The sequence below is a fragment of the Streptacidiphilus cavernicola genome (assembly GCF_042510955.1).
GTDB lineage: Bacteria > Actinomycetota > Actinomycetes > Streptomycetales > Streptomycetaceae > Streptacidiphilus > Streptacidiphilus cavernicola.
Genome location: NZ_JBHFAB010000016.1, coordinates 148046 through 172741 on the forward strand (window position 1 = coordinate 148046; position 24696 = coordinate 172741).

Sequence of the window (24696 nt, forward strand, 5' to 3'; positions counted from 1 at the left end):
CGTTGACCACCGTCCTGCGCCGACTCGGCTTCTACGCGATAGCCGCCTTCGCCGCCGTCACCCTGAACTTCTTCCTGCCCCGGATGCTGCCCGGCGACGCCCTGCAGGCCATCCTCTCCAACATCAGGACCTCCAACATCACCCCGGCCCAACTGAAGGCGCTCGCCGCCCAGTACGGGCTTGACAGCAAGCAGAGCCTGCTCTCGCAGTACGGCTCCTACCTGGGCCACCTGCTGCACGGCGACCTGGGCACCTCGACCTCCAAGTCGGTCTCGGTGACCTCGGTGCTCGGCAACGACCTGCCCTGGACCATCGGCCTGATCGGCACGGCCACCGTGGTCGCCTTCCTGCTCGGCACACTGCTCGGGATCATCGTGGGCTGGCGCCGCAGCGGCGTGCTGGACGCGCTGCTGCCGGTGGCGACCTTCTTCCAGTCGATCCCCTACTTCATCCTGGCGTTCCTGCTGCTGCTCACGGCGGGCTTCTACTGGAAGCTGTTCCCGTTCGCCGGCGGCTACGAGACCGGGCGCAACTCCGACCTGGTGCAAGGCTGGAACGGACCCTTCATCACCAGCGTGGTCGAGCACGGGACGCTCCCGGCCGCCACGGTGGCGCTGGCGTCCATCGCCGGCTGGATCATCGGGATGCGCAATATGATGATCACCACCATGGACGAGGACTACGTCCTGGTCGCGGCGGCCAAGGGCCTGCCGCAGTGGAAGGTCGTCATGGTGGCGGCGCGCAACGCGATCCTGCCCAGCATCTCCAACTTCGCGCTGTCGATCAGCCTGGTGGTGACCGGCTCCATCGTCACCGAGATCGTCTTCTCCTACCCCGGCGTGGGCTACGAGATCTACAACGCCGTGCTCAACACCGACTACCCGATGATGCAGGGCATCCTGCTGGTGGTCACCTTCACCGTGCTGGGCGCGAACCTGCTGGCGGACATCGCCTATGTGATCCTCGACCCGCGCGCCCGCAAGGAGGCATGACCGATGGCCGTTCCCACCGTGGCCTCCGCGCCCGACACCACCGCTGACGCACCCGGAGTCGAGCGGGGCAAGCGCGGACCGCGCCTGCCCCGCTCGCCCAAGGTGATCATCGGCGCGTCGATCCTGATCGTGTTCGCACTGGTCGCGATCTTCGGTCCGATGCTCGCCCCGCACAGCCCGGACTGGCAGGCGTCCACCACCACCAGCACCCCGCTGCCGCCGTCCGGGAAGTTCTGGCTGGGCACCGACCAGCAGCAGCACGACGTGTTCTCGCAGGTCCTCGCGGGCGGCCGGGACACCCTGCTGATCTCCTTCGTGGCCGGTCTGATCGCGACCTTCCTGTCGGTGCTGATCGGGGTGACCGCCGGCTACGTCGGCGGCTGGGTCGACGAGGTGCTGTCGATCCTGGCCAACATCTTCCTGGCGCTGCCGGGACTGCTGATCCTGATGGTCGCGATGCGCCCGCTGCCGGTGAAGGACACCGACAACCCGCTGCTCATCGGCGCGGTGATCGCGCTGACCGCCTGGGCCTGGGGGGCCCGGGTGCTGCGGGCGCAGACCCTGGCGCTGCGGAACCAGGACTACGTCGAGTCGGCCCGGGTGATCGGCGAGCGCAAGCCCCGGATCATCGTCTTCGAGATCCTGCCGAACCTGCTGCCGATCCTCGCCTCCTCGTTCATCTTCACCGTGGTCTACGGCATCGGCGCCTATGTGTCGCTGTCCTGGCTGGGCGTCATCAGCCCGGCCACCACCACCTGGGGCACCATGCTCAACACCGCGCAGTCGGACAGCGCGCTGATCGCCGGCTACTGGTGGTGGTACGCGCCGCCCGCACTGTGCGTGGCCCTGGTCGGGATCGCGCTGTCGCTGCTCAACTTCGGCATCGACGAGGTCATCAACCCCCGGCTGCGCTCGGCCAGGAACAACCGCAAGGGCGTGCGCTACACGCTCGGGCTGACCCCGGTGCTGCGCACCGCCGCCGCTCCCGCCGCCGCAACCGGCCCGGACGACGGCGAACCGTTCACCGCTGTGGTGGGCGGCCCGCGCACCGAGCCCACCGCCCGCACCGTCGTGGAAGGAAAGTCCCAGTGAGCGTCCCCACCGCCACGACCGAGGCCGTGCTCGAAGTCCGCGGCCTGTGCGTCGACTACGGCGTCGGCGCCAACGCGGTCCGCGCCGTCACCGACGCCTCGCTGACCCTGCACCGCGGGGAGGTGCTGGGGCTGGCCGGAGAGAGCGGTTCCGGCAAGTCGACCCTGGCCTACGCGCTGACCCGGCTGCTCCGCGCCCCCGGCGTGATCAGCGGCGGCGAGGTGCTGTTCCACAACCGTCCGCACGGCGGCGACCCGGACGGCGTCAGCTACGCCGAGACCGTGGACCTGCTCGCCGCCGACATGGTGAAGCTGCGTCAGATCCGCTGGTCCCAGCTGGCCGTGGTGTTCCAGAGCGCGATGCACGCGCTCAACCCGGTGGCCCGGATCGACGCCCAGCTCACCGACGTGCTCAAGGCGCACCGGCGGCAGATGGACGCCGCCGCCCGGCGTGACCGCGCGGTCGAACTGCTGCGCATGGTCGGCATCAGCGCCGACCGGCTGCGCAGCTACCCGCACGAGCTGTCCGGCGGGATGCGGCAGCGGGTGATGATCGCCATGGCACTGGCGCTGGAACCGCAGATCGTGATCATGGACGAGCCGACCACGGCCCTGGACGTGGTCACCCAGCGGGAGATCCTGGAGGAGCTGATGCTGCTCAGGGAGCGGCTCGGCTTCGCCATCGTCTTCATCACCCACGACCTGTCGCTGCTGATCGAACTGGCCGACTCGATCGCCATCATGTACGCCGGGCGGATCGTCGAGCGGGCCGGGGCGGACGAGCTGTTCCACGCCCCCCGGCACCCCTACAGTCTGGGCCTGCTCAACTCCTTCCCGGCGCTGCACGGCGCCAAGGTGCGGATGGAGGGCATCCCCGGCTCGCCCCCCTCGCTCACCGCGCTGCCCGGCGGCTGCGCGTTCCACCCGCGCTGCTCCTTCGCCGTGGACCGCTGCCGCACCGATGTCCCCGAGCTGGTCCTCCCGGCGGCCGAGTCGGCCCAGGCCGCCCGCCTTGCCGGGGACCGCCCCGACCAACCCCGGGTCGCCGCCTGCTGGCTGCAGGACGGCGCCCAGCCGCCGCCGGAGCAGCTCGCCCGGCACCACTCCGCCCAGTACGGGAGCGCTCCCGCCGCCCCCGCCACCACCTTCGGGAGCGACCAGTGACGCCGACCCGCACGGAAGGACCGGTCGTCGTCCACGGCCCGAAGCGCCCCGGCACTCCGGCCCTGGAGGCCCGCCGGCTCACCAAGCACTTCCCGGTCCACCAGCTCGGCCCGACCCGTGGCCGCCAGGTGGTGCACGCGGTCGAGGACATCTCGCTGGCGCTGCCGGAGGCCACCGTGACCGCGGTGGTCGGCGAGAGCGGCTCGGGCAAGTCCACCCTGGCCCGGCTGCTGACCCAGCTGATCACCCCCACCTCCGGCGAACTCCTGCTGGACGGGCAGCCGGTGGGCAGCAGCGCCAAGGCCCGCCGGGCCTACACCCGGATGGTGCACCTGGTGCTGCAGGACCCCTTCTCCTCGCTCAACTCGGTGCACAGCGTGCGCTACCACCTGGAACGGCCGCTGAAGCTGCACCGCCGCGCCGGTCGGGACGACCTCGACTCCAGGACCCGGCAGTTGCTGGAGCGGGTGGCGCTCAGCCCGGCCGAGCGCTTCATCGACTCCTTCCCGCACGAGCTGTCCGGCGGCCAGCGCCAGCGCGTCGCCATCGCCCGCGGCCTGGCCGTGGAACCACGGGTGCTGCTCGCCGACGAGCCGGTCTCCATGCTCGACGTGTCGATCCGGCTGGGCGTGCTCAACCTGCTCGACGAACTGCGCGAGCGTGAGCGCCTCGCCATCCTCTACGTCACCCACGACATCGCCTCGGCCCGCTACCTCGCCGACACCGCGGTGGTGATGTACGCCGGGCAGGTGGTCGAGTCGGGACCGGCCACCCAGATCACCGACGCCCCGGCCCACCCCTACACCCAGCTGCTGCTCAGCGCCGCGCCCGACCCGGCCAGGACCGACCCGCCGGTGCTGCGCGGCCGCGGCTCCCCGCCGAGCCTGGTGAACCCGCCGAGCGGCTGCCGGTTCCACCCGCGCTGCCCGTTCGCGATGGCGGTCTGCGCGACCACCGCGCCGCCGGCCCTGCCGGTCGCCACCGAGCAGGTCGCCGCCTGCTGGCTGCACAGCACGGAGCGGACGGCCGCCGAGTCGGCGCCGCTCAAGCCCGGGGGCCCCGCCGCCGGGCCGGCCCTGCCCTGACCGAAGAGAACGACCAGAGACAGCGGAACAGCCAGATACAGCTGGAGACAGAGGAGTCGACATGGGAGACCCCGCCAGACCCTGGCGGCGCCGGGGACCACCCGGCGCCGTCGGGCCCGGCCACGAACGAGCTGCAACTCGTCCGAGGCCACCGTCCGCAACGCAGTCCGGACAGCAGCACCAGCAGTCACAGCGATCGATCCAGCTCGGAACCACCCAGCCCAGACCCATCCCGCCACGGCCGAATTCGCCGTGGCCGCTCACCACTGGCCGCTACCCAGTCGGCCGGACACAAGGAGCGTACGCAATGAGTCGCACCACCACCATCAAGGCCCTGGCCGTGGTGGCCGCAGTCGGTCTGGGCCTGACGGCCTGCACCAGCTCCGGCGCCAAGCCCACCGGCAAGAGCAGCAGCGGCGGAAGCGCCGCGGTCCAGACCCTGGTGGTCGAGGACAAGCCGGTCCCTTCCTTCAACGAGGACTTCAACCCGCTGGACGGCAACGCCTTCGGCGCCAACGAGAACGCCAACTCGCTCATCTACGAGCCGCTGTTCATGTTCAACAGCCTCAAGTCCGACCAGGCCCCCATCCCGTGGCTGGCCAAGAGCTTCACCTGGTCCAACGGCAACAAGACGCTGACCCTGGCGCTCCGGCCCGGGGTCAAGTGGAGCGACGGCCAGGCGTTCACCTCGGCCGACGTGCAGTTCACCTTCGACCTGCTGCAGAAGACCCCGGCCGCGAACACCGGCGGCGTCCCGGCGACCACCAGCATGACCACGCCGGACCCGAACACCCTGGTGATGAACTTCGCCTCACCGCAGTCGGCCAACTTCGTCGCCATCGGCAACCAGATCATCCTGCCGCAGCACCTCTGGGCCAGCAACGCCAACCCGACCACCTCGGTGATCAACAGTGCCGCGGCCATCGGCACCGGCCCCTACGTGGTGGACAAGTTCAGCGCGCAGAACGTCACCTTCAAGGTCAACCCGACGTACTGGGGCGGCGCCCCCAAGGTCAAGCGGATCTCCTTCCCCGCCTACGCCACCAATGACGCCGCCGAACTGGCGCTGGCCTCCGGCAAGATCGACCTGACCGGCAACGACATCAACAACGTGCAGAGCGCCTTCGTCGCCAAGGACCCGGCGCACAACCACCTGTTCCAGTCGGACGCGCCGTACTTCCCGGCCGGGAACACGGTGTCGCTGATGCTCAACAACAAGAGCAAGAACGCCCCCGCGCTCGGTGACGTCGCCGTGCGCAAGGCGATCAGCGCCGCCCTCGACCGGCAGTCGATGGCGACCCAGTGCGAGACCAACTACGAGCTGCCCGCCTCGTCCTCCGGCGGGCTGACCCTGCCGATCGACCAGGGCTCGCTGTCCTCGGCGCAGACCAACGACCTCAAGCCCGCGGCCGACAGCGCCACGGTCGACTCGCTGATGACCGGCGCCGGCTACACCAAGACCGGCGGCAAGTGGACCAAGGGCGGCAAGACCGTCAAGTTCACCATCATCGACCCCAACTCGTTCAGCGACTACTGGTGCGACGCCCAGGCCATGGTCAAGGGCCTGAACGCGCAGGGCTTCGACGCCTCCGCCAACGGGGCCTTCGACTTCAACAGCTGGAACGCCGCGATCACCAGCGGCAAGTTCGACGCGGCCCTGCACTGGGGCCAGGGCGTGACCGCCTTCCAGCGGCTGCAGTTCATCCTGGACCCCAACACCACGGCGGCCATCGGCCAGACCGCGGCCGGTGACTTCGACCGCTACGACAGCCCCAAGGCCAGGACCGCGATCGCCGCGTTCCAGAACGCGACCACCCCGGACGCCGAGAAGACCGCGCTGAACACACTGCAGCAGATCATGTCCGACGACGTCCCGGCGATCCCGGTGCTCTACGGGGCCTCCTGGTACGAGTACAGCTCGGCGAACTTCACCGGCTGGCCCACCTCGGCGAACCCCTACATCAACCCGTCCCCCAACAGCCAGGCCTACGAGTACCTGATCCTGCACCTGACCCCGGTCTCCTGAGGATCAACCGAAAGCGTCCGGCGGCGGCGCGGGCGAGGGGCCCGCGCCGCTGTCCGGCACCGGTGCGGCCCCTGCCTGGAAGTCCACCAGGCGGGGGCCGTGCTCGATCCGGCCCGGGTACGGGTCGGTGGCGATCCGGCGGGTCAGTTCGTCCACCGGGAGCGGCTGCCGGGCGGCGACCAGGACCAGGTTGCCGAAGCGGCGCCCGCGCAGCAGCACCGGGTCGGCGATCAGGGCGACCTCGGGGAAGACCGCGCGCAGGGTCGCCACCTGCCCGCGGGCGAAGTCCAGCCGCCCGCCGTCGGTGATGTTCACGGCGTACCGGCCGTCCGGCGCCAGCGCCCGCGCGGCCAGCTCGGCGAACTCCACCGTGGCGCAGTGGGCCGGGATCCGTGCCCCGCTGTAGACGTCGGCGACCACCAGGTCGGCCTGGCCCTCCGGACTGCGGGCCAGGATCTCGCGGGCGTCCCCGCCGCGGACCCGGAGCTGCCAGCTGCGGTCCAGTGGCAGGGTCCGGCGCACCAGCTCGGTGAGCGCGGTGTCGATCTCGGCGACCTGCTGCCGGGAGCGGGGCCGGGTCGCCGCCACGTAACGGGCCAGCGTGAGCGCCCCGCCGCCCAGGTGCAGCACGCTGACCGGACGGCGCGGCTCCGCGGCGAGGTCGACCAGGTGGCCGAAGCGGCGCTGGTACTCGAAGGACAGCCGGGTCGGGTCGTCCAGGTCGACGTGGGACTGCGGAGTTCCGTCGAGCAGCAGGGTCCAGGCGTTGCCGCGGTCCCGGTCGGGGACGATCTCGGCGCGTCCCGAGCCGACCTGCTCGGCCGCCGCCGTCCCCGACGGCCCCGACGCCTTCGTCCTGACCGGTTCCCTGCTGGGGTTCTGCTGCTTGCGGGCCACCTGATCAGTATGCGGGCGGCCGGGGCGGGTGCGCTGGTCAGGCCCCGTCGGAGCCGCTGGCGGCCAGGGTCCTGGCTGCTTCGCCGAGCGCGGCCCGCAGCTGGGCCGGATCGGTCAGGGCCCGCTCCGGCGAGGGCGGGAGCAGCCAGTTGCGGTCGTCCTCCGGCGGGGCCTGGGTGCGGGAGACGCCGGGCAGGTGCCAGGCGTCCAGGGCGCCGATCGGCACCACGAACGAGAGCGTCGAGTCGGCGTCCTCGCGCAGCACCGGACCGCAGCCGCCGCGGAGCCGCAGGATGTCGACGGTCTCCAGGCCCTGCCGCTCCGGCACCTTCACCAGGTCGCAGGACGGGACGACGCTGCGCTGGTCGGTGCCCGTCTGCCGGGTGCCCCCGTTGAACATGACGCCTCCTCGGTTGACCGCGTCGGCCGCTCGCCATCGGGCGGAGTGGCGGTCTGTTGCCGGTTCAACGCCGAATCACACCCTCGGGCCACGGGTACGGCAGCTGGCAGGTCATGGCATTTTGTAGCAGATCTGCCGCTGCATGTCCGATTTGCACAGAAACCCAGCGTGTTCGAATTGCTACGGGGGGTACTGTCGTGCCGTCCGAAGCCCTCCGGGGCCGCTGGGGCGCACCACCCGCACCACCCGCATCACTTGGGGGGCTCGTCATGACCAACACCCTCGACCCGACCGTCCGGCTCCACCCCAACGACACCATGCGCGAGCTGCGCGGAGACCGTTCGGCCGGCGAGTTCGCCGCCGCCGTGCGCCGGTCCGCGCGCGAGATCGGGGAGCATGTCTCCTGCGACGCCCGCTATGTCGGGCGGATCGAGGCCGGCGAGATCCGATGCCCCAACTACGCCTACGAACGGGTCTTCCGCCACATGTTCCCCGGCGCCTCGCTGGAGGACCTGGGCTTCGCCCCGCGCAGCACGGTCAGACGCAGCGCGGTCAGACGCGGAGCCGGCATGCCGGAGGCCCCGGCCCGGAACCACGAGGAGAACGACGACGTGCATCGACGCACGTTCCTGTCCGGCGGCAGTGCCGCCGTCGCCACCGTGCTCGGTCTCGACCAGGGCACGGCGGCCGGCGCGGTGCTGCCCGACCCGGTCGCGCTCGGCACCAGGGTCGGCGCCGCCGACGCCCGCAAGGTCGAGGAGGCGGTCCGTGAGATCCGGCTGCTCGACGACGTCCACGGCGGCGACACCCTCTACGAACGCGCGGGCAATGTCCTGCGCACCGCCTACCAGTTGCTCAACTGCGGCTCCTACGCCCGCGGGGTCGAGCAGCGGCTCCAGTCCGGCGCCGGGGAGCTGGCCATCTCGGTCGGCTGGCTGGCCCACGACTCCGGACGGCTGGCCGACGCCCGCTCCTTCTACGCCGAGGCCCTGGCCACCGCGCGGATGGCCGACGACCCCGGCCTTGAGGCGCATGCCTTCTGCAACAGCGCCTTCCTGGCCCGCGACGCCGGCCGGCCCCGCGAGGCGGTGCGCGCGGCCCAGGCCGCCCAGCAGGTCGCGCTCGGCCTTGGCTCCAACCGGCTGCGCTCGCTGCTGGCGATGCGCGAGGCCGGCGGCTGGTCCCAACTCCGGGACCGGGCCTCCTGCGAGCGCTCGCTGACCCTGGCCCGGCGGCTGTACGAGACCGGTCCCGCGGACGCCGACCCGGAGTGGATGTCCTTCTACGGCGATGCCGAGTTGGCCGGCCTTGAGGCGCAGTGCTGGTCGGCGCTCGGCGAGTGGGACCGGGCCGCGACGTTCGCCCGTACCGCGATAGAGCTTCAGCAGCCGCACTTCGTGCGCAACCGGGCGCTCTACACCGCCGAGTTGGCGCACGACCAGCTCGGGCGGGGAGAGCTGGCCGCGGCGGCGGACAGCGGCTGCCAGGTGGTGGCGCTGCTGGACCGGGTCCGCTCGACCCGGATCAGGGACATGGTCGCGGACACCGCGACCCGGCTCCGCCCGTACCGGGCCGTGCCCGAGGTGGCGGACTTCGTCAGGCGCCACGACGCGGCGCTGGCGGGCTGAGGCAGCGCGGAGTGGCACTGGTTTTGCGGGCTACTTGAGGCCGCCGGTGACCAGGTCGATCCTCCAGTAGCGCTGCAGGCAGAGGAACAGGGCGATCACCGGGATCACCGACAGCAGCGTGCCGGTGATCACCAGCGAGTACAGCGAGGCCTGGTCCGAGCCGTGCCGGAGCAGGCTGTAGAGGCCGACCGTCAACGGGAACCTGCTGTCGCTGGTCACCATCACGAACGGCAGCAGGAAGTTGTTCCAGATCGCGATGAACTGCAGCAGGAACACCGTGATCAGCCCCGGTGCCATCAGCCGCAGGCCGATCGAGCGGAACAGCCTGGCCTCGCTCGCGCCGTCGATCCGTCCGGCGTCCAGCAGCGAGTCGGGGACGGCCGCCGCGGCGTAGATCCGGGACAGGTAGATCCCGTAGGGATTGAACAACTGGGGCAGGATCACCGCGAGGTAACTGTCGGTCAGCCCCACCCGGGCGAGCAGCAGGTACTGCGGGATGGCAAGCACGACCTGGGGCAGCAGCACCCCGGCCACGATGGAGTGGAACAGCACCGTACGACCGCGGAAGCGGTACTTGGCCAGGGCGTAGCCGGTGGCCGCCGAGACCGAGGTGGCCAGCACCCCGCCGACGGCCGCGTAGAGGAAGCTGTTGAACATCCAGTGCCAGAACACTCCGCCGTCGTAGCCGGAGAGCCCCTTGATGTTGTCGACCAGCCCCGAGCCGAAGGAGGGCAGATAGGTGGCCGTGGAGAACAGCTGGCTGCGCGACTTGGTGGAGCCGATCAGGATCCACAGCGTCGGCACCAGGCAGTACACCGCACCGAGCAGCAGCAGCACGGTGGGAACGACGGCGATCCGCCGGGCCGGACGGGCCGGCCGGGACAGCGCGGTCATCGGTCGCCCCGATCGCCCCGGCCCGACGGAGCAGCCGCGCCGAAGCGGGAGCGCGCGGCCCGGCTCATGGCGAAGGAGACGGCCAGGATGCCGACGGCGAAGATGATCGACGTGGCGGCGGCCTGGTGGATGTCCGAGTCGACGAACGCCTCGGTGTAGATCTTCATCAGCGGCACCCAGGTCGAGGAGATGGCATTGGACAGCGGCTGCAGGGTGTTGGGCTCGTTGAACAGCTGCAGCGCCGCCAACACGGTGAACAGCGAGCACATGGCGATGGCCGGTCGGATCAGCGGGAGCTTCACCCGCAGCGCGATCTGGAGTTCTGACGCTCCGTCGATCCTGGCCGCCTCGTAGATCTCCGGCGGCAGCGCGCGCAGCGAGGTGTACAGCACCACCATGTTGAAGCCGACCGCGCCCCACACCGCGATGTTGGCGACCGAGAAGAACACCGTGGTCGAGCCGAAGTAGTCGACTGCCCGGCCGCCGATCGGGCTGGTCGCCGGAAGGTAGAGGAAACCCCAGAGCAAGGTGGCGATCACCCCCGGCACCGCGTAGGGGAGGAAGATCGTCAGTCGGCTGAACCGGGCCAGCCGGACCCTCGGCGCGTCCAGCAGCAGGGCGAAGACCAGCGCCAGCAGCACGGTTCCCGGCACGGTGATCGCGCCCACCCCGACCATCCGCAGCACGCTGCCCCACAACTCGGTGTCATGGAAGGCGGTGGAGTAGTTGTCGAACCCGGCGAAGACGGTCCTGCTCCCGGCCGCCAGCAGGCCGCCGCTGACCTTGCGCGCCTGGAGGCTGAGGATCAGCGCATAGACCCCGGGGGCGGCGACGAACAGCAGGAACAGCAGGATCGCGGGTGTGACCAGCAGATAGGGCAGTCGGCTGCGGCCCGCGTGGTACGCGCCGCGGGGGCTTCTTCGGGGAAGGGGGATCGCCATCAGAACCGGGGCCTGTCTCGTAGGGGTCTAGTAGAGGCCGAAGCCGAGCTTCTTCATGTCCGTGGTGGTGCTGTTCTGGATGGCGTCCAACGCCGCGTCGAAGGAGGTCCCGTGCTGCAGCGCCGCGCCGAACCTGTCGCTGTAGGCGGCGAAGGTGACCGTGACGTCCGGTCCCCACATCGAGAAGCTGCGCGCGCCCGGGGCCGCGTTCTTGACCTGGGTGTAGTAGTCGGGCTGGTTGGGGAAGAACGCGGGCGGCGTACTGAGGACCGGCAGCGACCGTCCCGAGGTCGCGGCCGGGTAGATGTTGATGTCCTTGACCTGCGCGGTCAGCGCGGTGGAGTCGGTGTTCAACCAGGAGACGAACTCCGCCGCCTGGACCGGGTGCGCCGAGTCCGTGGTCACGGTGACGGCCGAACCGCCCCAGATGCCGGTGGTGTTGCTGCCCGCGGTCCAGGCCGGGAGCGGGGCGACGGCCCACTTGCCACTGGTGGACGGGGCGATCCCGCCGATCTGGGCCGGGGCCCAGGCGCCGGAGATCCAGGTGGCGAGGGTGCCGGAGTTCATCTCCTTGTTCCACTGGGGGGAGAACGAGGGGTTCTTCTGCACCACCCCTTTGTCCACCAGGCCCTGCCAGTAGTCGGCGACCTTCTTGGTCGGCGCGCCGTTGATGTCGACGTGCCAGGAGTCGCCCTTGGTGGTCCACCAGTCGGCGCCGGCCTGCTGCGCCAGGCCGGTGAACCAACCCGGGTCGGCGGCGTCGAAGTTGGTCATATAGGCGCTGGGGTCCTTCTGGTGCAGGGTCGTCGCCTCCTGCGCGTACTGGTCCCAGGTGGTCGGCACGGCGAGGCCGTACTTCTTGAACAGGTCCGCGCGGTAGAACAGCATCAGCGGGGCGAAGTCCTGCGGGATGCCGTAGACCTTGCCCTGGAACCGGACGGCTTCGAGCGTGGTGTCGTCGAAGTCGGCGACGGCCTTGGCGGTGTCGGCGGTGATGTCCCGCACCACGCCGTTGGCGACCAGGCCGGGCAGCGACTGGTACTCGACCTTGGCGATGTCGGGGCCGTGCTTCGCCTGGTGGGCGGTGATCATCTTGCTGACCAACTGGTCGCCGCCGGCCGGGTTGCTGAGGGTGACGTGGATGTCCGGGTGGGCGGCGTTCCAGAGGGCGACGACCTTGTCCATGCCCGGGTCCCAGGCCCAGAAGGTCAGGTCGACCTTGCCCGCGGCGGCGGCTCCGGGAGACCCGGCGGAACCCGAGGCCCCGGCGGGCTTTCCGCCGGTACCGGTCGAACCGCTGCTGCCGCAGCCGGCCAGGAGCAGGGCTCCGGCCAGGGCGGCTCCGGTGACGGCCAGGTGTCTGCTGTTCATCGGCCAGTTCTCGCTTTCCTCAGCATGGAGGTGGGTGGGGAGGGGAGGCACTTTGACTGAGACTTAAGTTAAGTCGCTACAGATGGGCGGTCAACAGACCGGACAGGCCAGTTTCACAACCGTCAGCGCGCGGCCCAGAGCAGGCCACGGGCGGTGAGCGCCCGCACCGGCGGTTCCAGCAGGTCGGACGGGCTGTGCCCGATCGCCGAGAAGAAGACCCGGCCCCGGCCCCACTGCCGGGTCCACACCACCGGCATCCGCACCGCCGCGTCGCCCTGGCCTGCCCGCCCGGGATCGATCACGGTGCTGGCCAGCGTGGTGTTGTGAGCGTCCGTCAGCATCCAGTACTGCTCGGTGTGCACGGTGAAGTCGGACAGCCCGGCCAGCACCGGGTGGTCCGCCTGCTCCGGCTCGATCCGCACCCGGTAGCTGACGTGCTCCTCCGGATGGTGCAGGAACAGGCCGCCGACCATCCGCAGGTACTCGGCGCTGTCGCCGAAGGTGCCGACCAGGCCCCCGTGCCAGCCGGCGAAGCCGGTGCCCGCGCGGACCGCCGCGACCAGGCCCGCGGCCTGATCCGGCGTCAGCGTCCCGATCGACCAGCACTGCACCACCAGGTCGGTGCCGGCCAGCAGTTCCTGGTCCCGGTAGACGTCCAGGTCGTCGGAGACGGTCACCGAGAACCCGGCGTCGGCCAGCACCGGCAGGAAGATCTCGGTGCAGCGCACCGGGGAGTGCCCCTCCCACCCCCCGCGCACCACCAGAGCCCGCCGCCGCCCGCCCGCGCCCCGCCCGTCCCCGCGCACCTCCGGCCCGTGCACCCCTGACCCGTGCACCTCCGGCCCGTCCTCCTGTCGCCCACTCACCCGCGACCCGCCCACCTCCGGCCCACTTGCCTCCGGCCCGCCCACCTCCGGCCCGCTCACCCGCGGCCCGCCGGGTCGGCCGTCCACGCGGGCAGCGCCAGCGGGGTCCGCTGGACGCCGATCCACTGCCGCCGGGTGAAGCCGGCCATCTGGTCGTCGGCGCCGTGCCGGGCATGGGCGTCGTTGATGTGCACCTCGCCCGCCGCCAGCCGTTCGGCGGCTCCGAGACCGCGCGCCAGATCAGCCGTGAACACCGAGTCCATCAGCATCGGCAGGCCGTTGGCCAGGGCGATCGCCTCCTCCTCGGTGTCCACCACGGTCACCGGCAGCACCGGCCCGAAGATCTCCTCGGTGAACGCGGGCATCGTCGCGGTGACGTTCGCCAGCACGGTCGGGCGGTAGAACAGCCCGTCGTAGCTGCCGCCGGTGCGCACCTCCGCGCCCATCGCGACCGAGGCCAGCACGATCTCCTGGTGCACCCGGTCCCGCTGCTTCTCGCTGATCAGCGGCCCCTGCTCGACCTCGCCGCCCAGCGGGTCGCCGACCCGCAGCGCGGCGGCGCGGCGGGTGAGCGCGTCCAGGTAGCGTTCGGCGACCGGGCGCATGACGATGTGTCGGCTGGCGCTGATGCAGGTCTGCCCCTGGAACTCCAGCGATGCGATCATGGCGCAGGAGGCGGCCAGGTCCACGTCGGCGTCGTCCAGCACCAGGAAGGCGTTGCTGCCGCCGAGTTCGAGCCGGATCGGCCGCAGGGTGGCCGCGGCCGAGGCGGCGATGGCCAGGCCGACCTCGCGCGATCCGGTGAAGTCCATCAGGTCCAGGCCCGGGTGCTCGGCCAGGGCGTGCCCGGCCTCCGGCCCGTCGCCGGTGACCACGTTGAACACCCCCGGCGGGAGTCCGGCCCGGTCGGCGGCCAGGGCCAGCAGTTGGCCGCCGATGACCGGGGTCAGCTCGGCCGGTTTCAGAACGACGGTGTTGCCGAAGGCGAGGGCCGGGGCGACCGCCCGCAGGGCCAGGTTGACCGGGTAGTTCCAGGGGGTGATCACCCCGATCACCCCCAGCGGCACCGCGCGGGACATCGACAGCTTGCCCGCCTTGTAGGGGGGCAGCAGGTCGCCGGCGTTCTCGGTGGCCTGGACCATCGATATCTGCAGCTGCCTGATCCCGGTGGAGACCTCGTCGTCGGCCTTGGCCCGGACCCCGCCGGTCTCCCGCATGCTCTGCCGGACCAGCTCCTCGTAGTGCTCCTGCAGGTACTCGGCGAACCGGCGCAGCCCGGCCGCCCGCTCCGGGGCGCCGAGCGCGGCCCAGGCGGGCTGCGCGGCGCGGGCGGCGGCGACCGCGCGGTCCACGTCCGCCGCGGCGCCGAGGCCGTAGCTGCCGATGACCTCCCCGCTGGCCTTGTCGGTGACGGTCGCGGTACGGCCGGACGCCGGTGGGCAGAACCCACCGTCGATGTAGAGCCGGCCTGCCGCGGACGAAGACGTCATGAAGGGCTCCATAGAGGCGTGGGGAGGCGCTTTGGCTACGACTTAAGCTAAGTAGCGAGAAAGCAAAAGTCAACGCTCCCACGACTCAACGCGTCACCGCCCGACCGTCCACTGCGGCGCGACCGCCCCCGCGACTCAGCCCGCGATCGCGGTGACCGACGCCCCGCCCGCGGCCAGCAGTCGCGACACCGGGAGCGTCGCCGCGCCCATCGCCACCGCCTCCTGCCCCAACCGGCCCACCTCGATCCGGGCCCGTCCGAACAGGTACGGGAGGGTATGCCGCTCGGCCGCCTCCCGCACCGTCGGCAGGATCACCGGACCTATCACCAGGCCGGCCCAGCCGGACAGCACCACCAGGTCCGGATTCAGCAGGTTGACCAGGTTGGCGATCCCGATGCCCACGTACTCGCCAACCCTGACCAGGGTCTCCTTCGCCGCCGGGTCGCTGTCCGCCCGCGCCGCCAGCTCGGCGAGCCGGGGCTCCGTCCCGGTGCTCCGGAACGGCTCGCAGCCGACCGTCGACTGGTAGCGGTAGAGCGCGGCCTCGGCCCCGACATACGCCTCCAGGCAGCCGTTGGAGCCGCAGCGGCAGGGCAGGCCGCCGGCGTGGATCACCGTGTGGCCCCACTCGATCGTGGCCGGATCGGACGCCTCGAACCCCGCCTCGGCCCCCGGCGCGAGCGCCGCCCCGACGCCGACGCCGATCAGCGCGATCACCGCGCGATCCGCGCCGCGGCCGACGCCGCGCCACATCTCGGCCTGGCCGAGCGTCCTGGCGCAGTTGTCGATCGTCAGCGGGGCCGCGATGCCCAGCCGCAGCATGTCCCCGAGCGGCACCCCGGACCAGCCCAGCGTCGGCGCGTGCACCAGCGTCCGGCCGGGGACCCGCGCGTCCGGCTGCACCGCGCCGGGGACTCCGACGCCCACCCCGATCAGCTCGCGCGGGTCGACCCCCGCCTCCGCGGTGACCCGGGCGACGCCCTGGATCACCAGCCGGGACACCAGCTCCGGGTCGAGCGAGGTCTCCGCGATCGGGTAGACGGCGGTGGCGAGCATGGTCAACGACCAGTCGAACAGGCCGATCCTGATGTGGGTCTCGCCGATGTCCACCCCGATGACCTGCCCGTACTCGGGCCGCACCCGCAGCACCGTGCGCGGCCTGCCGCCGTCGGAGCTCTCCGAACCGGCCTCGGTCACCAGGCCGTCGGCGATCAGGTCGGAGACCACGTTGCTGACCGTCGCCGAGCTGAGCCCGGACAGCCGGGTCAGCTCATTGCGGTTGCCGGACCCCTGCAGGTAGAGCCGGGAGAGCAGCGCGGACCTGTTGTGCCACCGCAAATCGCGTGTCGTGCGCTTAGCCACTGGAGTCACCCGGCCAGTCTGCCAGTTCACCCCCGCGCACCATCAGTGCAGGTGCGAACCGTCGTTCCAGAGCTCCACCGCGCGGGCCCCGTACTCCCAGTTGAGGATCGAAAGGGTGGCCGGTCCGAGCTTCAGCCGCTGGCCGTGGGTGGCGGGCAGGCCGAGCCAGCGGGCGGTGAGGATCCGCAGGAAGTGGCCGTGCGCGAAGACCAGCACGTCGTTGTCGGCGGGGTTCATGGTGGTGGTGTCCGGGTCGGGGACGCCGCCCCGCTCCGCGGTCCAGGCGATGAAGGCGTCGGCGCGGGCCGAGACCTGCTCCAGGGTCTCGCCGCCGGGGACGCCGTCGCGCCAGATCAGCCAGCCCGGACGGTGCTCGGCCCGGACGGCGGGACCGGTCAGCCCCTCGTACTGCCCGTAGTCCCACTCCAGCAGCTCGGGGGTGTCCACCGCCCGGTCGCCGAAACCGGCCAACTCACAGGTCTCGCGAGCCCGGAGCAGCGGGCTGGTGCGGACCGCCGCCGCCGGGAGGCCGCCCCAGGGGGCGCGCTTCAGCCGGTCGCCGAGCAGCCGCGCCATCTCCCGGCCCTCGTCGGTGAGCGGGATGTCGGTCCGGCCGGTGTGCCGCCCGGACGCGGACCACTCGGTCTCGCCGTGTCGGACCAGCAGGATGCGCGAGGGCACGGATGTCTCCTTCGGGGCGGTTCGGTACTGCCCCCATGATCCCTGATCGAATCACCGCCGCCGTCCGCCGCCCCTGCCCCGGTGCTCCGCCCGCCTCAGCGCTCCGCCCCGCCTCAGCGCTCCGGCGGTACGGCAGATTCCGCGACCAGCGCGCGCAGGCCGGTCAGGACCAGGTCCAACCCGAAGGTGTACTGCCCCGCGCCGTCCGCCCGGACGGCGCCCAGCTCCGGGGCCAGGTCGCACAGCGTCGGGTAGACCTCGGGCGACAGCGCGGCCAGTTTGCGGCGCATCATCTCGGCCCGCTCCGACTCCCCGCACTCCCGCACCTCGCGCAGCGCCGAGCCGATGGTGTAGCGCAGCAGCGTGCCGGCGGCTCGGGCGGTCTCGGCCCGGCCCAGTCCTGACCCGCGCAGCAGGGCCAGGATCCGGTCCATGGTGACGCTGGCGGCGTCGGCGAAGTCGCCCTCGGCCCGCCCCTCGGCGAGCAGGTAGAGCACCGCGGGACGGCCGGTGAGCAGCTCGTACATGGCGACGCAGACCGCGCGCAACTGCTCGTCCCAGGCGCCGCTGGTGCTGGGCGGCCGGTAGGCGGCGAGCACCTGCTCGCGGGCGGCGCGGAACAGCTCCTCCTTGCCGCGGAAGTACGTGTAGAGCGCCATGGTGCCGACGCCCATCTCCTCGGCCAGGGCCCGCATCGAGAAGGCCGCCAGGCCCTTGGCGTCCAGCAGGCCGAGGGCGCGGTCGACGATGAGGTCCGCGCTGAGCGAGTTGCGCGGGGCGCGGCGGCGGGACTCCGGCGGGGACATGGCTTCCTGGCTCGTGGAGGGGGCGGGGGGCGGGGCGGCGGCTTCGTTCGGGAGCTTACAAGGCCCGGTTGAACGGAGGACTCAACGGAGGACGCGGTCGGGACGGGGGGTGGTTCTGCCGACCACTAACGTACAGCGTACGGTAGTGTGTACGCTTTCGCTCGACCGTCCGGAGTCCGCCATGACCGTGCCGACCACGCCGCCGCACCCCAGCCGCAGGACCGGCCGGTGGCAGCTGGAGCTGCTGCTGCTCGGATTCCTCTACCTCGCCTACGACAGCAGCAGGCTGCTGGTCGGCGGCGGGACCGGCGACGCGGTCCAGGACGCACGCAGCCTGTTCGACGCCGAGCAGTGGCTGCACCTGGACCCCGAGCGCTGGCTGAACGCCCTCTTCAGCAGCCACGGATGGCTCGGGATACCGGCCGACTTCTCCTACGCCACGCTGCACTACCTGGTCACCCCGGCGGTGCTGGTCTGGCTCTGGCGGCGGCACCGCGAGCACTACCGCCGGGCCAGGACCTGGCTCGGCGCGACCACGGTGATGGCGCTGGTCGGCTTCGTCCTCTTCCCCGCGGCCCCGCCCCGGCTGATGCCGGCCGGATACGGCTTCACCGACACCATGGCGCTGCACGCCGGGATCGGCTGGTGGGGCGGCGCGGCCAGCGCGCCCAAGGGGCTCGGCTCGATGACCAACGAGTTCGCGGCGATGCCCAGCCTGCACGTCGGCTGGGCGCTGTGGTGCGGGCTGATGGTGTTCCGCCACGCCAAGGACCGCACCGTCCGCACCCTCGGCCTGGCCTACCCGGTGATGATCACCCTGGTGGTGCTGGGCACCGGCAACCACTACCTGTTCGACTGCCTGGCCGGCGCGCTGCTGCTGGGCCTGGGCGCACTGCTGACCGGCCCGCTGCTCCGGCTCACCGACCGGACCAGGGCCCGGCTGCTGTTCCTGCGCTACTCACCCCGACGGCTGCCGCGGCACCCGGTGCCGGACTACCGCCGCACCGTTCCGAACGCCCCCTCCGCCGCGAGCGCCCCCGTCGCCCCGACCGTCCAGCGCGTCCCGGCTCACATCGGCGGACCCGATTCGCCCTGATTCGGGCGACGACTGACGCTCCCTCAGGAGACCCGACCTGCGGCGGGCCCACGGGCAAGGCCCGGTCGGGGCAACGAATGTCGGTGCCGGGTGCAAGACTGAGCCGCACTATGAACGACATCACGTCGGGGCCCCGTACCCGGCTCGAACGCAGGTTGGCCGGGCTGCGCGGGGACGCGCCGCAGCGCAGCCTGGACGCACGTGCGCTGGCCGCCCTCGCCGCCAATCCCGGGTGCAGCCGCCGGGCGGTGCTGGACGCCGCCGGGGTGGACAAGGCCGCGCTGGCGGGGCGGCTCGGGCGGCCCGCGCCGTTCGGCCAGTCGCCGTTCGCGATCAGCCGCGGCATCGGCTTCGAACGGCGGGTCAAGGCCGACGGCTGCGCCGAACTGCTGGAGCTGCTCCGGGAGAAGCTGCCGCTGCCGGCCCCGTTCGGGCTGCCCGACGACGGCTCCCCGGTGGAGTTCGCCGAGCTGGTCGCCGACCACCGGCTCCCGGCGAGCCGGGTGGAGAGCACCCGTGCGGCGCTGCTGAAGGCCGCGGCCCGGCCCGGCGTCTGGACCGTGCTCGACCACCCGCTGCTGCGGCTGGAGGTCGCCGGATCGACCGCGCACCTGGAGCCCGACCTGGTCGTGGTCCGTCCGGACGGCCGCTGGACCGTGGTGGAGATCAAGTCGTTCCCGATCCTGGACGGCGGCGCCGAGCCCGCCAAGGTGGGCGCGGCGGCGCGGCAGGCCGCCGTGTACGTGCTGGCGCTGCGGGAGACCGCGGCCGAGCTGGCCGGGGTCCCGGCCGAGCGCGACCCGTACCGGGAGCCGACCGGGTTGGCCGGGGCGCCCGACAGCACCGCCCTCCTGGTCTGCCCCAAGGACTTCAGCAACCGGCCGACCGCCGCGCCGGTCGACGTCCGCAAGCCGATGGCGGTGACCCGGCGGCAGCTGGACCGGCTCACCCGGATCGAGCAGCTGCTCGGCGCGCTGCCGCCGGGCGCGGACTTCGACCCGGCCCGCACCGGGGAGGAACTGGTCGCGACCGTCGGCGCGTTGGGCGCGGTCTACTCGCCGGACTGCCTGGCCTCCTGCGAGTTGAGCTTCCACTGCCGCGAGGAGGCCCGCTGCGAGGGCTCCGTGGAGACGCTGGGGCGTGGCGTGCGCGGCGAGCTGGGCAGCTTCCGCACGGTGGACGAAGCCCTGGCCGCGGCGGGCGGTGGGACCACCGAAGGCAGCAGGACGGCCGACGGCGGCCCGGCCGACGACGGCGACACCGAGTCCGCCGCGCGGCTGGCGCATGCCGCCGCGCTGCGGGCGGAGGCGCTGGCCGCCGTCCCGGGTCCGCGTGGTGCCGGATGAGCATGCTGACCACGCTGGCCCGGATGCAGGCGGTGCGCAGCGGGCGGGCCGAGCCACTGGCGACGGTGCGGCACCGGCACCTCGCCGAGCGGCCGATGGTGGTGCTGCCGCTGGCCGCCGCGGGCGAGGCGGGTGCGCCGCTGGCGGTGATGCTGGGCACGGACCGGGAGCGGCCGGTGCTGCTGACCGTCCCTCAGCCGCTGGACCGGGACCGCAGGTTCGCCTTCCTGGCCGACCTCGCCACCGAGCTGCTCCCCTACCTGGAGGGCTTCGGCGAGCAGGTCGAACTGCTGTCCAAGGAGGTCAAGGACCCGGCCACGGGCGAGCGGACCGAGGTGGTCAGGGAGCTGTGCGCGGACGCGCCGCAGCTGCTGGTGCCCGGTTCCGGCAGCATCGAGTTCCTGGGCCTGCTCGGCCGCTCCACCCGGTTCCGGCGCACCGCCGAGGACCCCGACCCGGGCCCGTACCCGGCTCCGGCGCGGGTGCCGCTGCTGGGCCGGTGGCTCACCCATGTCCGGGACCGGGCGCAGGTGCCCGGCTCCTCGATGCTGCTGGCGATGACCGACCTGCTCGGCCGGCACTGGGCCACCGGCCAGAGCCGGCTTGAGGACCAGCACCTGGGCGCGCTGCTGGCCTGGATCGCGCCCCCGCCCGGCGCCTCGGGCGCGGAGGCGGCGCTGCGGGCCGAGACCGAACGCGACGCGCAGGGCCAACTGCGCTGCCCGCCCGCGGGCCCGGCCACCGACCCGCGCTTCGACAGCGGGCTGCTCGCCCCCGCCATAACCCGCTACGACGCCGCCCGCAAACTCGGCGACAGCCGGGCCGAGCAGGCCAGGGAGCGGGACATCGCCGCACTGCTGGAGGCAGTGCTCCGCCCCACCTGGGAACGGATGTGGCAGGGGCTGGACCTGCTCCGCGCGCTGCCTCCGGCCGACCACCTGGCCGAGCGCTGGGAGGGCGACCGCTGGTCCTACACCTCCCACCGCGACCGGGTCGCGGCGGGCGAGCCGCCGCAGCCGGTCAGCGACGACGCGGTGACCGCCGCCCGCAAGCTGGCCCAACGCGAGCGCGAGCAGACCCGGTTGGACATCCAGGAGGCGCTGGACGATCCGCTGGCCATGGCCGAACACCGGCTGGCCGGTGAGGCGATGGCGGGCGAGGTGGTCGCCGTCGAGCCGGTGTACGACACCAGCGGGCGCAGCGCCAAGCCCCGTCCACTGGTCACCGTCCGCACCGCCGACCGCCCGCACGGCGACCCGGGGCGGGAGCTGTTCCGGGCCGGCGGGCCGACCGCGCAGAAGGCTGAGCTGGTCGAGCAGGACACGGTGGCAGGGACGGTGACGGTCCGTCTGCTCAGTGGCATGGGCCGGAAGCGGGAGCCCGAACCGGGGACCGTGCCCGAACCCGGCGACCGGGTGTGCTTCACCCTGTTCGAGTTGACGGCCCGCCAATCGGCTCCGCTGCCGGAGCCGGAGGACACCCCGTGGACCCACGGCGGCCCGCCGCGCGGCCCGGAACGCCAGGCCGCCCTCTTCGCCGCCACGGACACCACCGCTGACACCGCAGCCGCGGACACTGCCGCAGCCGTCTCCGCCGAAGGGGCCTGACACCGATGACCCCCCTGTCCCCCGCCGCCGTCCACGACCCCGGGGGCTACGACCCCGGCGCCGAGGCGGACCGCGCCGTCGCCGCGATCCTGGAGGCGACGCTGCACGGCGCCGAACGCGGCACCGTGGTGGACTCCCCGCCCGGCGCGGGCAAGTCCACCCTGGTGGTCAGGGCGGCCCGGGAGCTGGTCGGCTCCGGCGAGCGGCTGATGGTCGTCGCACAGACCAACAGCCAGGTGGACGACCTGGTCGACCGGCTGGCCACAGCCGACCCCGCGCTGACCGTCGGCCGCCTGCACGGCAGCGACGCCGGGCCCGACCCCGCTGTGCTGCGGCACCCGGCGGTGAGCGCCTCCACCAAGCCCGCGGACCTGCTGGACTGCTCGGTGGTGGTGTCCACCGCCGCCAAGTGGCAGTGGGTCAAGGACGTCGAGCCCTGGCGGCACGCCATCGTCGACGAGGCCTACCAGATGCGCTCCGACGCGCTGCTCGCCGTCGCCCGGCTGTTCGAACGGGCGCTGTTCGTCGGCGACCCGGGCCAGCTCGACCCGTTCTCCATCGTCGGCACCGACCAGTGGGCCGGGCTCAGCTACGACCCGTCCAGCAGCGCCGTGGTGACCCTGCTCGCGCACAATCCGAGGATCGTCCCGCACCGGCTGCCGGTCTCCTGGCGGCTCCCGGCCTCGGCCGCGCCGCTGGTCTCGGCCGCCTTCTACCCCTACGCGCCGTTCCGCTCCGGCACCGGTCCCGGCGACCGCCGGCTCGCGCTCGCCGCCGCCGGGGACGGCTCGGCCACGGACCGGGTGATCGACGTGGCCGCCGAGTCCGGCTGGGGCCTGCTGGAGCTGCCCGCCCGGCACACCGTGCGGACCGACCCGGAGGCCGTCCGCGCGGTGGCCCGGATCGTCCGACGACTGCTGGACCGGCGCGGAACCAGCGTCTCCGAGCGCGGCAGCGCCCCGCTGACCGCCGACCGGATCGCGGTCGGCACCGCCCACCGCGACCAGGCCGCGGCCGTCCGCGCGGCGCTGGCCGCCCTGGACGTCCCGGTCGCCGGGGCCGACGCGGTCACCGTGGACACCGCCAACCGGCTGCAGGGCCGCGAGTACGACGTCACCGTGGTCCTGCACCCGCTCTCCGGGCGGCCCGACGCCACCGCGTTCCACCTGGAGACCGGACGGCTGTGCGTGCTCGCCTCGCGGCACCGGCACGCCTGTATCGTCGTGGCGCGGGCCGGAATCGCCGAGCTGCTGGACGAGCACCCCTCGACCGAACCGGTCCAACTGGGCGTGAGCGTCAAGTTCCCGGACGGCTGGACCGCCAACCACGCCGTGCTCGACCACCTGAGCGAGCACCGGGTGCGTGTCTGATATCCACCGGAACCGGTACGACCTGCGGGAACAGCCCAGGCCGGGGCCCTGTTCCCTCAAGAGCCGACTGCCCCGACAATGGACTGTCGCGCCCGGGAGAACAGCCGGTGGACCCACCCTGGGCCTGCGATCACGGAACGTCGGAACAGGTCACAGAACGTCGCACGGAGGTGCAACCATGCCCGACTCGCCCACCGAGCCCTCGCCGCAGCGGAGGCTCCGCCCCGCCCCGCTGCTCTTCGAGCCCGGCGTGGTGGAACCCGAGCAGGAGCACTTCTTCGACCTGGAGTCGATCGACGATCCGGGGGTGCTGCTCAGCCGCTCCACCGAACTGGCGCTCGCCTTCCGTGCCGCCTCCGAGCGCGCGGTGGAGTTCCAGGCCGTCGCCGCCGCCCAGCTCGCGGACACCCGGCGGTTCGACAGCTTGAGCTTCGAGGAGATCGCGGCACGGGCCGACTGGACCCCGGACTACGCCGCCAAGATGGTCGAACACGGCCGCGGCCTGCTCCGACAGCGCCGGCACGGCTGACCGGCATATGCCGGTGAGGATACGCCGTACCCGCTCCGCCTGTCCGCCGTTCCCCGTTTTCCACCCTGACTCTCCGCGCGCCCCTGAATTCTGAAGGGGTGGACATGTGGACGCACCAGTCGATCGAGTACGTGACCGTCTCCGGCGAGGCCTGGCTGGCCTCCGCCAGCGAGTACCCGCGCAGCATGCGCGCGCTATGGGAGTCGCGCCCCTGGGCGCCCACGGTGCTGCCCTGCGGGCGCGCCTTCGACGTGGTGAACCTGCCGGGGCTGTTCGGCCGCCGCGTCCTGGACGAGTTATGGGAGTCGGGCCCCGGCTGCGGCCCGGTCGCCACCCATCGCGGCCGGATCCTGGTCTTCTGCCAGGTCGGCACGGCGCAGCGGCTGCGCACCCTGCTGGTCTGGGAGGAGTGGGCCCGCGGCGTCCCGCCGGTGCTGTGCCACGGGGCCGGCGACGCGGTCACCGTCCCTCCGGTGCAGCGCCGGGTGGATGCCCCGGAGGGGCCCAACCGCTGGATCGTCGCCCCCGACACGCGCGAGCCCTGGCTGCCCGGCGCCTCGGTGCTGCTGTGGGCCTGCGTCCGGGCCGCCCGCGGCAGCGCGGCCGGGAGGCCGACGACCTCGGGAGCAGCCCCCGGGCCGGTCGCCCCGGTGCGGGTTACGGTGTCCGACCCGGCTCCGGTGTACCCGCTGCAACTGGTCGACACCCGGGTGCCCCGAGGCTGATTCGGCAAGCGCGCCAGGTGTCCTGTAAGGTCTTCCACGTCAGCACGCGCCGCTAGCTCAGTTGGTTAGAGCAGCTGACTCTTAATCAGCGGGTCCGGGGTTCGAGTCCCTGGCGGCGCACCACTGTTTGACAACTGGAACCCGTCACCTTCTGGTGGCCCGGGTACCGGATGCCACCCTCCCCCTTCGGGGGGAGGGTGGCATTTTTGGGTCTTACAAGATTTTCGTAGGCGTTGATCGAATTGTTTAGCCGTCAGCTGAGCAGGATGCGGTGGCGTAGGAGGGCGAAGCCGGCTCGTCCGTACATCTGCCGTTTGATGAGTTTGATC

The 24696-nt window shown here is 72.3% G+C and carries 22 protein-coding genes and 1 tRNA gene; 13 read left to right on the forward strand and 10 right to left on the reverse strand.

Going from position 1 to position 24696, the window contains the following annotated elements:
* Nucleotides 1-2: 2 nt before the first annotated feature.
* From ACEZDE_RS21675 to ACEZDE_RS21695, 5 genes are all read left to right on the forward strand, one after another.
* Complete coding sequence (locus ACEZDE_RS21675) at nucleotides 3-992, forward strand: ABC transporter permease (RefSeq protein ID WP_380538308.1); 990 nt, start codon at nucleotides 3-5, stop codon at nucleotides 990-992.
* A gap of 3 nt (nucleotides 993-995) precedes the next feature.
* Nucleotides 996-2084: an ABC transporter permease gene (locus tag ACEZDE_RS21680; RefSeq protein WP_380538310.1), complete on the forward strand. Its 1089-nt coding sequence runs from the start codon at nucleotides 996-998 to the stop codon at nucleotides 2082-2084.
* Nucleotides 2081-3247, forward strand: a complete 1167-nt coding sequence (locus tag ACEZDE_RS21685; RefSeq protein ID WP_380538312.1) for an ABC transporter ATP-binding protein — start codon at nucleotides 2081-2083, stop codon at nucleotides 3245-3247. Before ACEZDE_RS21680 ends, ACEZDE_RS21685 begins: the two co-directional genes overlap by 4 nt.
* A complete protein-coding gene (locus ACEZDE_RS21690) occupies nucleotides 3244-4332 on the forward strand; it encodes an ABC transporter ATP-binding protein (protein WP_380538314.1) in 1089 nt (362 codons plus the stop codon). Before ACEZDE_RS21685 ends, ACEZDE_RS21690 begins: the two co-directional genes overlap by 4 nt.
* Nucleotides 4333-4639: 307 nt before the next feature.
* Nucleotides 4640-6358, forward strand: coding sequence for an ABC transporter substrate-binding protein (locus ACEZDE_RS21695; protein ID WP_380538316.1), 1719 nt, complete (start codon nucleotides 4640-4642; stop codon nucleotides 6356-6358).
* A 3-nt stretch (nucleotides 6359-6361) separates the two neighbouring features.
* On the opposite strand, the gene ACEZDE_RS21700 is transcribed toward ACEZDE_RS21695, so the two are convergent.
* Together ACEZDE_RS21700 and ACEZDE_RS21705 are read right to left on the reverse strand one after the other, a co-directional pair.
* Nucleotides 6362-7255, reverse strand: coding sequence for a spermidine synthase (locus tag ACEZDE_RS21700; RefSeq protein WP_380538318.1), 894 nt, complete (start codon nucleotides 7253-7255; stop codon nucleotides 6362-6364).
* A 37-nt stretch (nucleotides 7256-7292) separates the two neighbouring features.
* Nucleotides 7293-7655, reverse strand: a complete 363-nt coding sequence (locus ACEZDE_RS21705) for a hypothetical protein (protein ID WP_380538320.1) — start codon at nucleotides 7653-7655, stop codon at nucleotides 7293-7295.
* A 269-nt stretch (nucleotides 7656-7924) separates the two neighbouring features.
* On the opposite strand from ACEZDE_RS21705, the gene ACEZDE_RS21710 reads away from it, so the two are divergent.
* Nucleotides 7925-9283, forward strand: coding sequence for a tetratricopeptide repeat protein (locus ACEZDE_RS21710; protein WP_380538322.1), 1359 nt, complete (start codon nucleotides 7925-7927; stop codon nucleotides 9281-9283).
* 30 nt (nucleotides 9284-9313) lie between these two features.
* Here the strand turns inward: ACEZDE_RS21710 and ACEZDE_RS21715 are convergent, their stop codons facing one another.
* From ACEZDE_RS21715 to ACEZDE_RS21750, 8 genes are all read right to left on the reverse strand, one after another.
* Nucleotides 9314-10177 carry a carbohydrate ABC transporter permease gene (locus ACEZDE_RS21715; RefSeq protein ID WP_380538324.1) on the reverse strand — a complete coding sequence of 288 codons (864 nt, stop codon included), beginning with the start codon at nucleotides 10175-10177 and terminating at the stop codon, nucleotides 9314-9316.
* Nucleotides 10174-11118 (reverse strand): carbohydrate ABC transporter permease, encoded by a 945-nt coding sequence (locus ACEZDE_RS21720; protein WP_380538326.1) that lies wholly within the window; start codon nucleotides 11116-11118, stop codon nucleotides 10174-10176. The genes ACEZDE_RS21715 and ACEZDE_RS21720 overlap by 4 nt, the downstream gene beginning before the upstream one ends.
* A 27-nt stretch (nucleotides 11119-11145) precedes the next feature.
* Nucleotides 11146-12489, reverse strand: coding sequence for an ABC transporter substrate-binding protein (locus tag ACEZDE_RS21725; RefSeq protein ID WP_380538328.1), 1344 nt, complete (start codon nucleotides 12487-12489; stop codon nucleotides 11146-11148).
* Nucleotides 12490-12611: 122 nt separating this feature from the next.
* The gene (locus ACEZDE_RS21730) at nucleotides 12612-13295 is read right to left on the reverse strand and encodes a ThuA domain-containing protein (protein ID WP_380538360.1); all 684 of its coding nucleotides are present in this window, start codon (nucleotides 13293-13295) and stop codon (nucleotides 12612-12614) included.
* A 116-nt stretch (nucleotides 13296-13411) separates the two neighbouring features.
* Nucleotides 13412-14845: an aldehyde dehydrogenase family protein gene (locus tag ACEZDE_RS21735; protein WP_380538330.1), complete on the reverse strand. Its 1434-nt coding sequence runs from the start codon at nucleotides 14843-14845 to the stop codon at nucleotides 13412-13414.
* A 135-nt stretch (nucleotides 14846-14980) separates the two neighbouring features.
* A complete protein-coding gene (locus ACEZDE_RS21740) occupies nucleotides 14981-16183 on the reverse strand; it encodes an ROK family transcriptional regulator (protein ID WP_380538332.1) in 1203 nt (400 codons plus the stop codon).
* A 66-nt stretch (nucleotides 16184-16249) separates the two neighbouring features.
* The gene (locus ACEZDE_RS21745; protein WP_380538334.1) at nucleotides 16250-16888 is read right to left on the reverse strand and encodes a histidine phosphatase family protein; all 639 of its coding nucleotides are present in this window, start codon (nucleotides 16886-16888) and stop codon (nucleotides 16250-16252) included.
* Between the two features lie 113 nt (nucleotides 16889-17001).
* The gene (locus ACEZDE_RS21750; protein WP_380538336.1) at nucleotides 17002-17694 is read right to left on the reverse strand and encodes a TetR/AcrR family transcriptional regulator; all 693 of its coding nucleotides are present in this window, start codon (nucleotides 17692-17694) and stop codon (nucleotides 17002-17004) included.
* A gap of 181 nt (nucleotides 17695-17875) precedes the next feature.
* Between ACEZDE_RS21750 and ACEZDE_RS21755 the strand changes: the two genes are divergently transcribed.
* From ACEZDE_RS21755 to ACEZDE_RS21785, 7 genes are all read left to right on the forward strand, one after another.
* The gene (locus ACEZDE_RS21755; RefSeq protein WP_380538338.1) at nucleotides 17876-18790 is read left to right on the forward strand and encodes a phosphatase PAP2 family protein; all 915 of its coding nucleotides are present in this window, start codon (nucleotides 17876-17878) and stop codon (nucleotides 18788-18790) included.
* Nucleotides 18791-18900: 110 nt separating this feature from the next.
* On the forward strand, nucleotides 18901-20136 hold the full coding sequence (locus tag ACEZDE_RS21760; protein ID WP_380538340.1) for a hypothetical protein: 1236 nt from the start codon (nucleotides 18901-18903) through the stop codon (nucleotides 20134-20136).
* Nucleotides 20133-21743 carry a hypothetical protein gene (locus ACEZDE_RS21765; RefSeq protein ID WP_380538342.1) on the forward strand — a complete coding sequence of 537 codons (1611 nt, stop codon included), beginning with the start codon at nucleotides 20133-20135 and terminating at the stop codon, nucleotides 21741-21743. The genes ACEZDE_RS21760 and ACEZDE_RS21765 overlap by 4 nt, the downstream gene beginning before the upstream one ends.
* A gap of 5 nt (nucleotides 21744-21748) precedes the next feature.
* Nucleotides 21749-23113, forward strand: a complete 1365-nt coding sequence (locus tag ACEZDE_RS21770; protein ID WP_380538344.1) for an AAA family ATPase — start codon at nucleotides 21749-21751, stop codon at nucleotides 23111-23113.
* 178 nt (nucleotides 23114-23291) lie between these two features.
* Complete coding sequence (locus ACEZDE_RS21775) at nucleotides 23292-23642, forward strand: hypothetical protein (protein WP_380538346.1); 351 nt, start codon at nucleotides 23292-23294, stop codon at nucleotides 23640-23642.
* 83 nt (nucleotides 23643-23725) lie between these two features.
* Complete coding sequence (locus tag ACEZDE_RS21780) at nucleotides 23726-24367, forward strand: bifunctional DNA primase/polymerase (protein WP_380538362.1); 642 nt, start codon at nucleotides 23726-23728, stop codon at nucleotides 24365-24367.
* Between the two features lie 46 nt (nucleotides 24368-24413).
* Nucleotides 24414-24490 (forward strand) — tRNA-Lys (locus ACEZDE_RS21785).
* The last annotated feature ends 206 nt before the right edge of the window (nucleotides 24491-24696 follow it).

Excerpts from the sequence above, each read along its gene's own strand:
- ACEZDE_RS21725 (WP_380538328.1), bottom strand. The coding sequence starts at position 12,489 with ATGAACAGCAGACACCTGGCCGTCACCGGAGCCGCCCTGGCCGGAGCC.
- ACEZDE_RS21695 (WP_380538316.1), top strand. The coding sequence starts at position 4,640 with ATGAGTCGCACCACCACCATCAAGGCCCTGGCCGTGGTGGCCGCAGTC.
- ACEZDE_RS21715 (WP_380538324.1), bottom strand. The coding sequence starts at position 10,177 with ATGACCGCGCTGTCCCGGCCGGCCCGTCCGGCCCGGCGGATCGCCGTC.
- ACEZDE_RS21710 (WP_380538322.1), top strand. The coding sequence starts at position 7,925 with ATGACCAACACCCTCGACCCGACCGTCCGGCTCCACCCCAACGACACC.
- ACEZDE_RS21760 (WP_380538340.1), top strand. The coding sequence starts at position 18,901 with ATGAACGACATCACGTCGGGGCCCCGTACCCGGCTCGAACGCAGGTTG.
- ACEZDE_RS21755 (WP_380538338.1), top strand. The coding sequence starts at position 17,876 with ATGACCGTGCCGACCACGCCGCCGCACCCCAGCCGCAGGACCGGCCGG.
- ACEZDE_RS21720 (WP_380538326.1), bottom strand. The coding sequence starts at position 11,118 with ATGGCGATCCCCCTTCCCCGAAGAAGCCCCCGCGGCGCGTACCACGCG.
- ACEZDE_RS21775 (WP_380538346.1), top strand. The coding sequence starts at position 23,292 with ATGCCCGACTCGCCCACCGAGCCCTCGCCGCAGCGGAGGCTCCGCCCC.
- ACEZDE_RS21705 (WP_380538320.1), bottom strand. The coding sequence starts at position 7,655 with ATGTTCAACGGGGGCACCCGGCAGACGGGCACCGACCAGCGCAGCGTC.
- ACEZDE_RS21735 (WP_380538330.1), bottom strand. The coding sequence starts at position 14,845 with ATGACGTCTTCGTCCGCGGCAGGCCGGCTCTACATCGACGGTGGGTTC.
- ACEZDE_RS21770 (WP_380538344.1), top strand. The coding sequence starts at position 21,749 with ATGACCCCCCTGTCCCCCGCCGCCGTCCACGACCCCGGGGGCTACGAC.
- ACEZDE_RS21750 (WP_380538336.1), bottom strand. The coding sequence starts at position 17,694 with ATGTCCCCGCCGGAGTCCCGCCGCCGCGCCCCGCGCAACTCGCTCAGC.
- ACEZDE_RS21680 (WP_380538310.1), top strand. The coding sequence starts at position 996 with ATGGCCGTTCCCACCGTGGCCTCCGCGCCCGACACCACCGCTGACGCA.
- ACEZDE_RS21765 (WP_380538342.1), top strand. The coding sequence starts at position 20,133 with ATGAGCATGCTGACCACGCTGGCCCGGATGCAGGCGGTGCGCAGCGGG.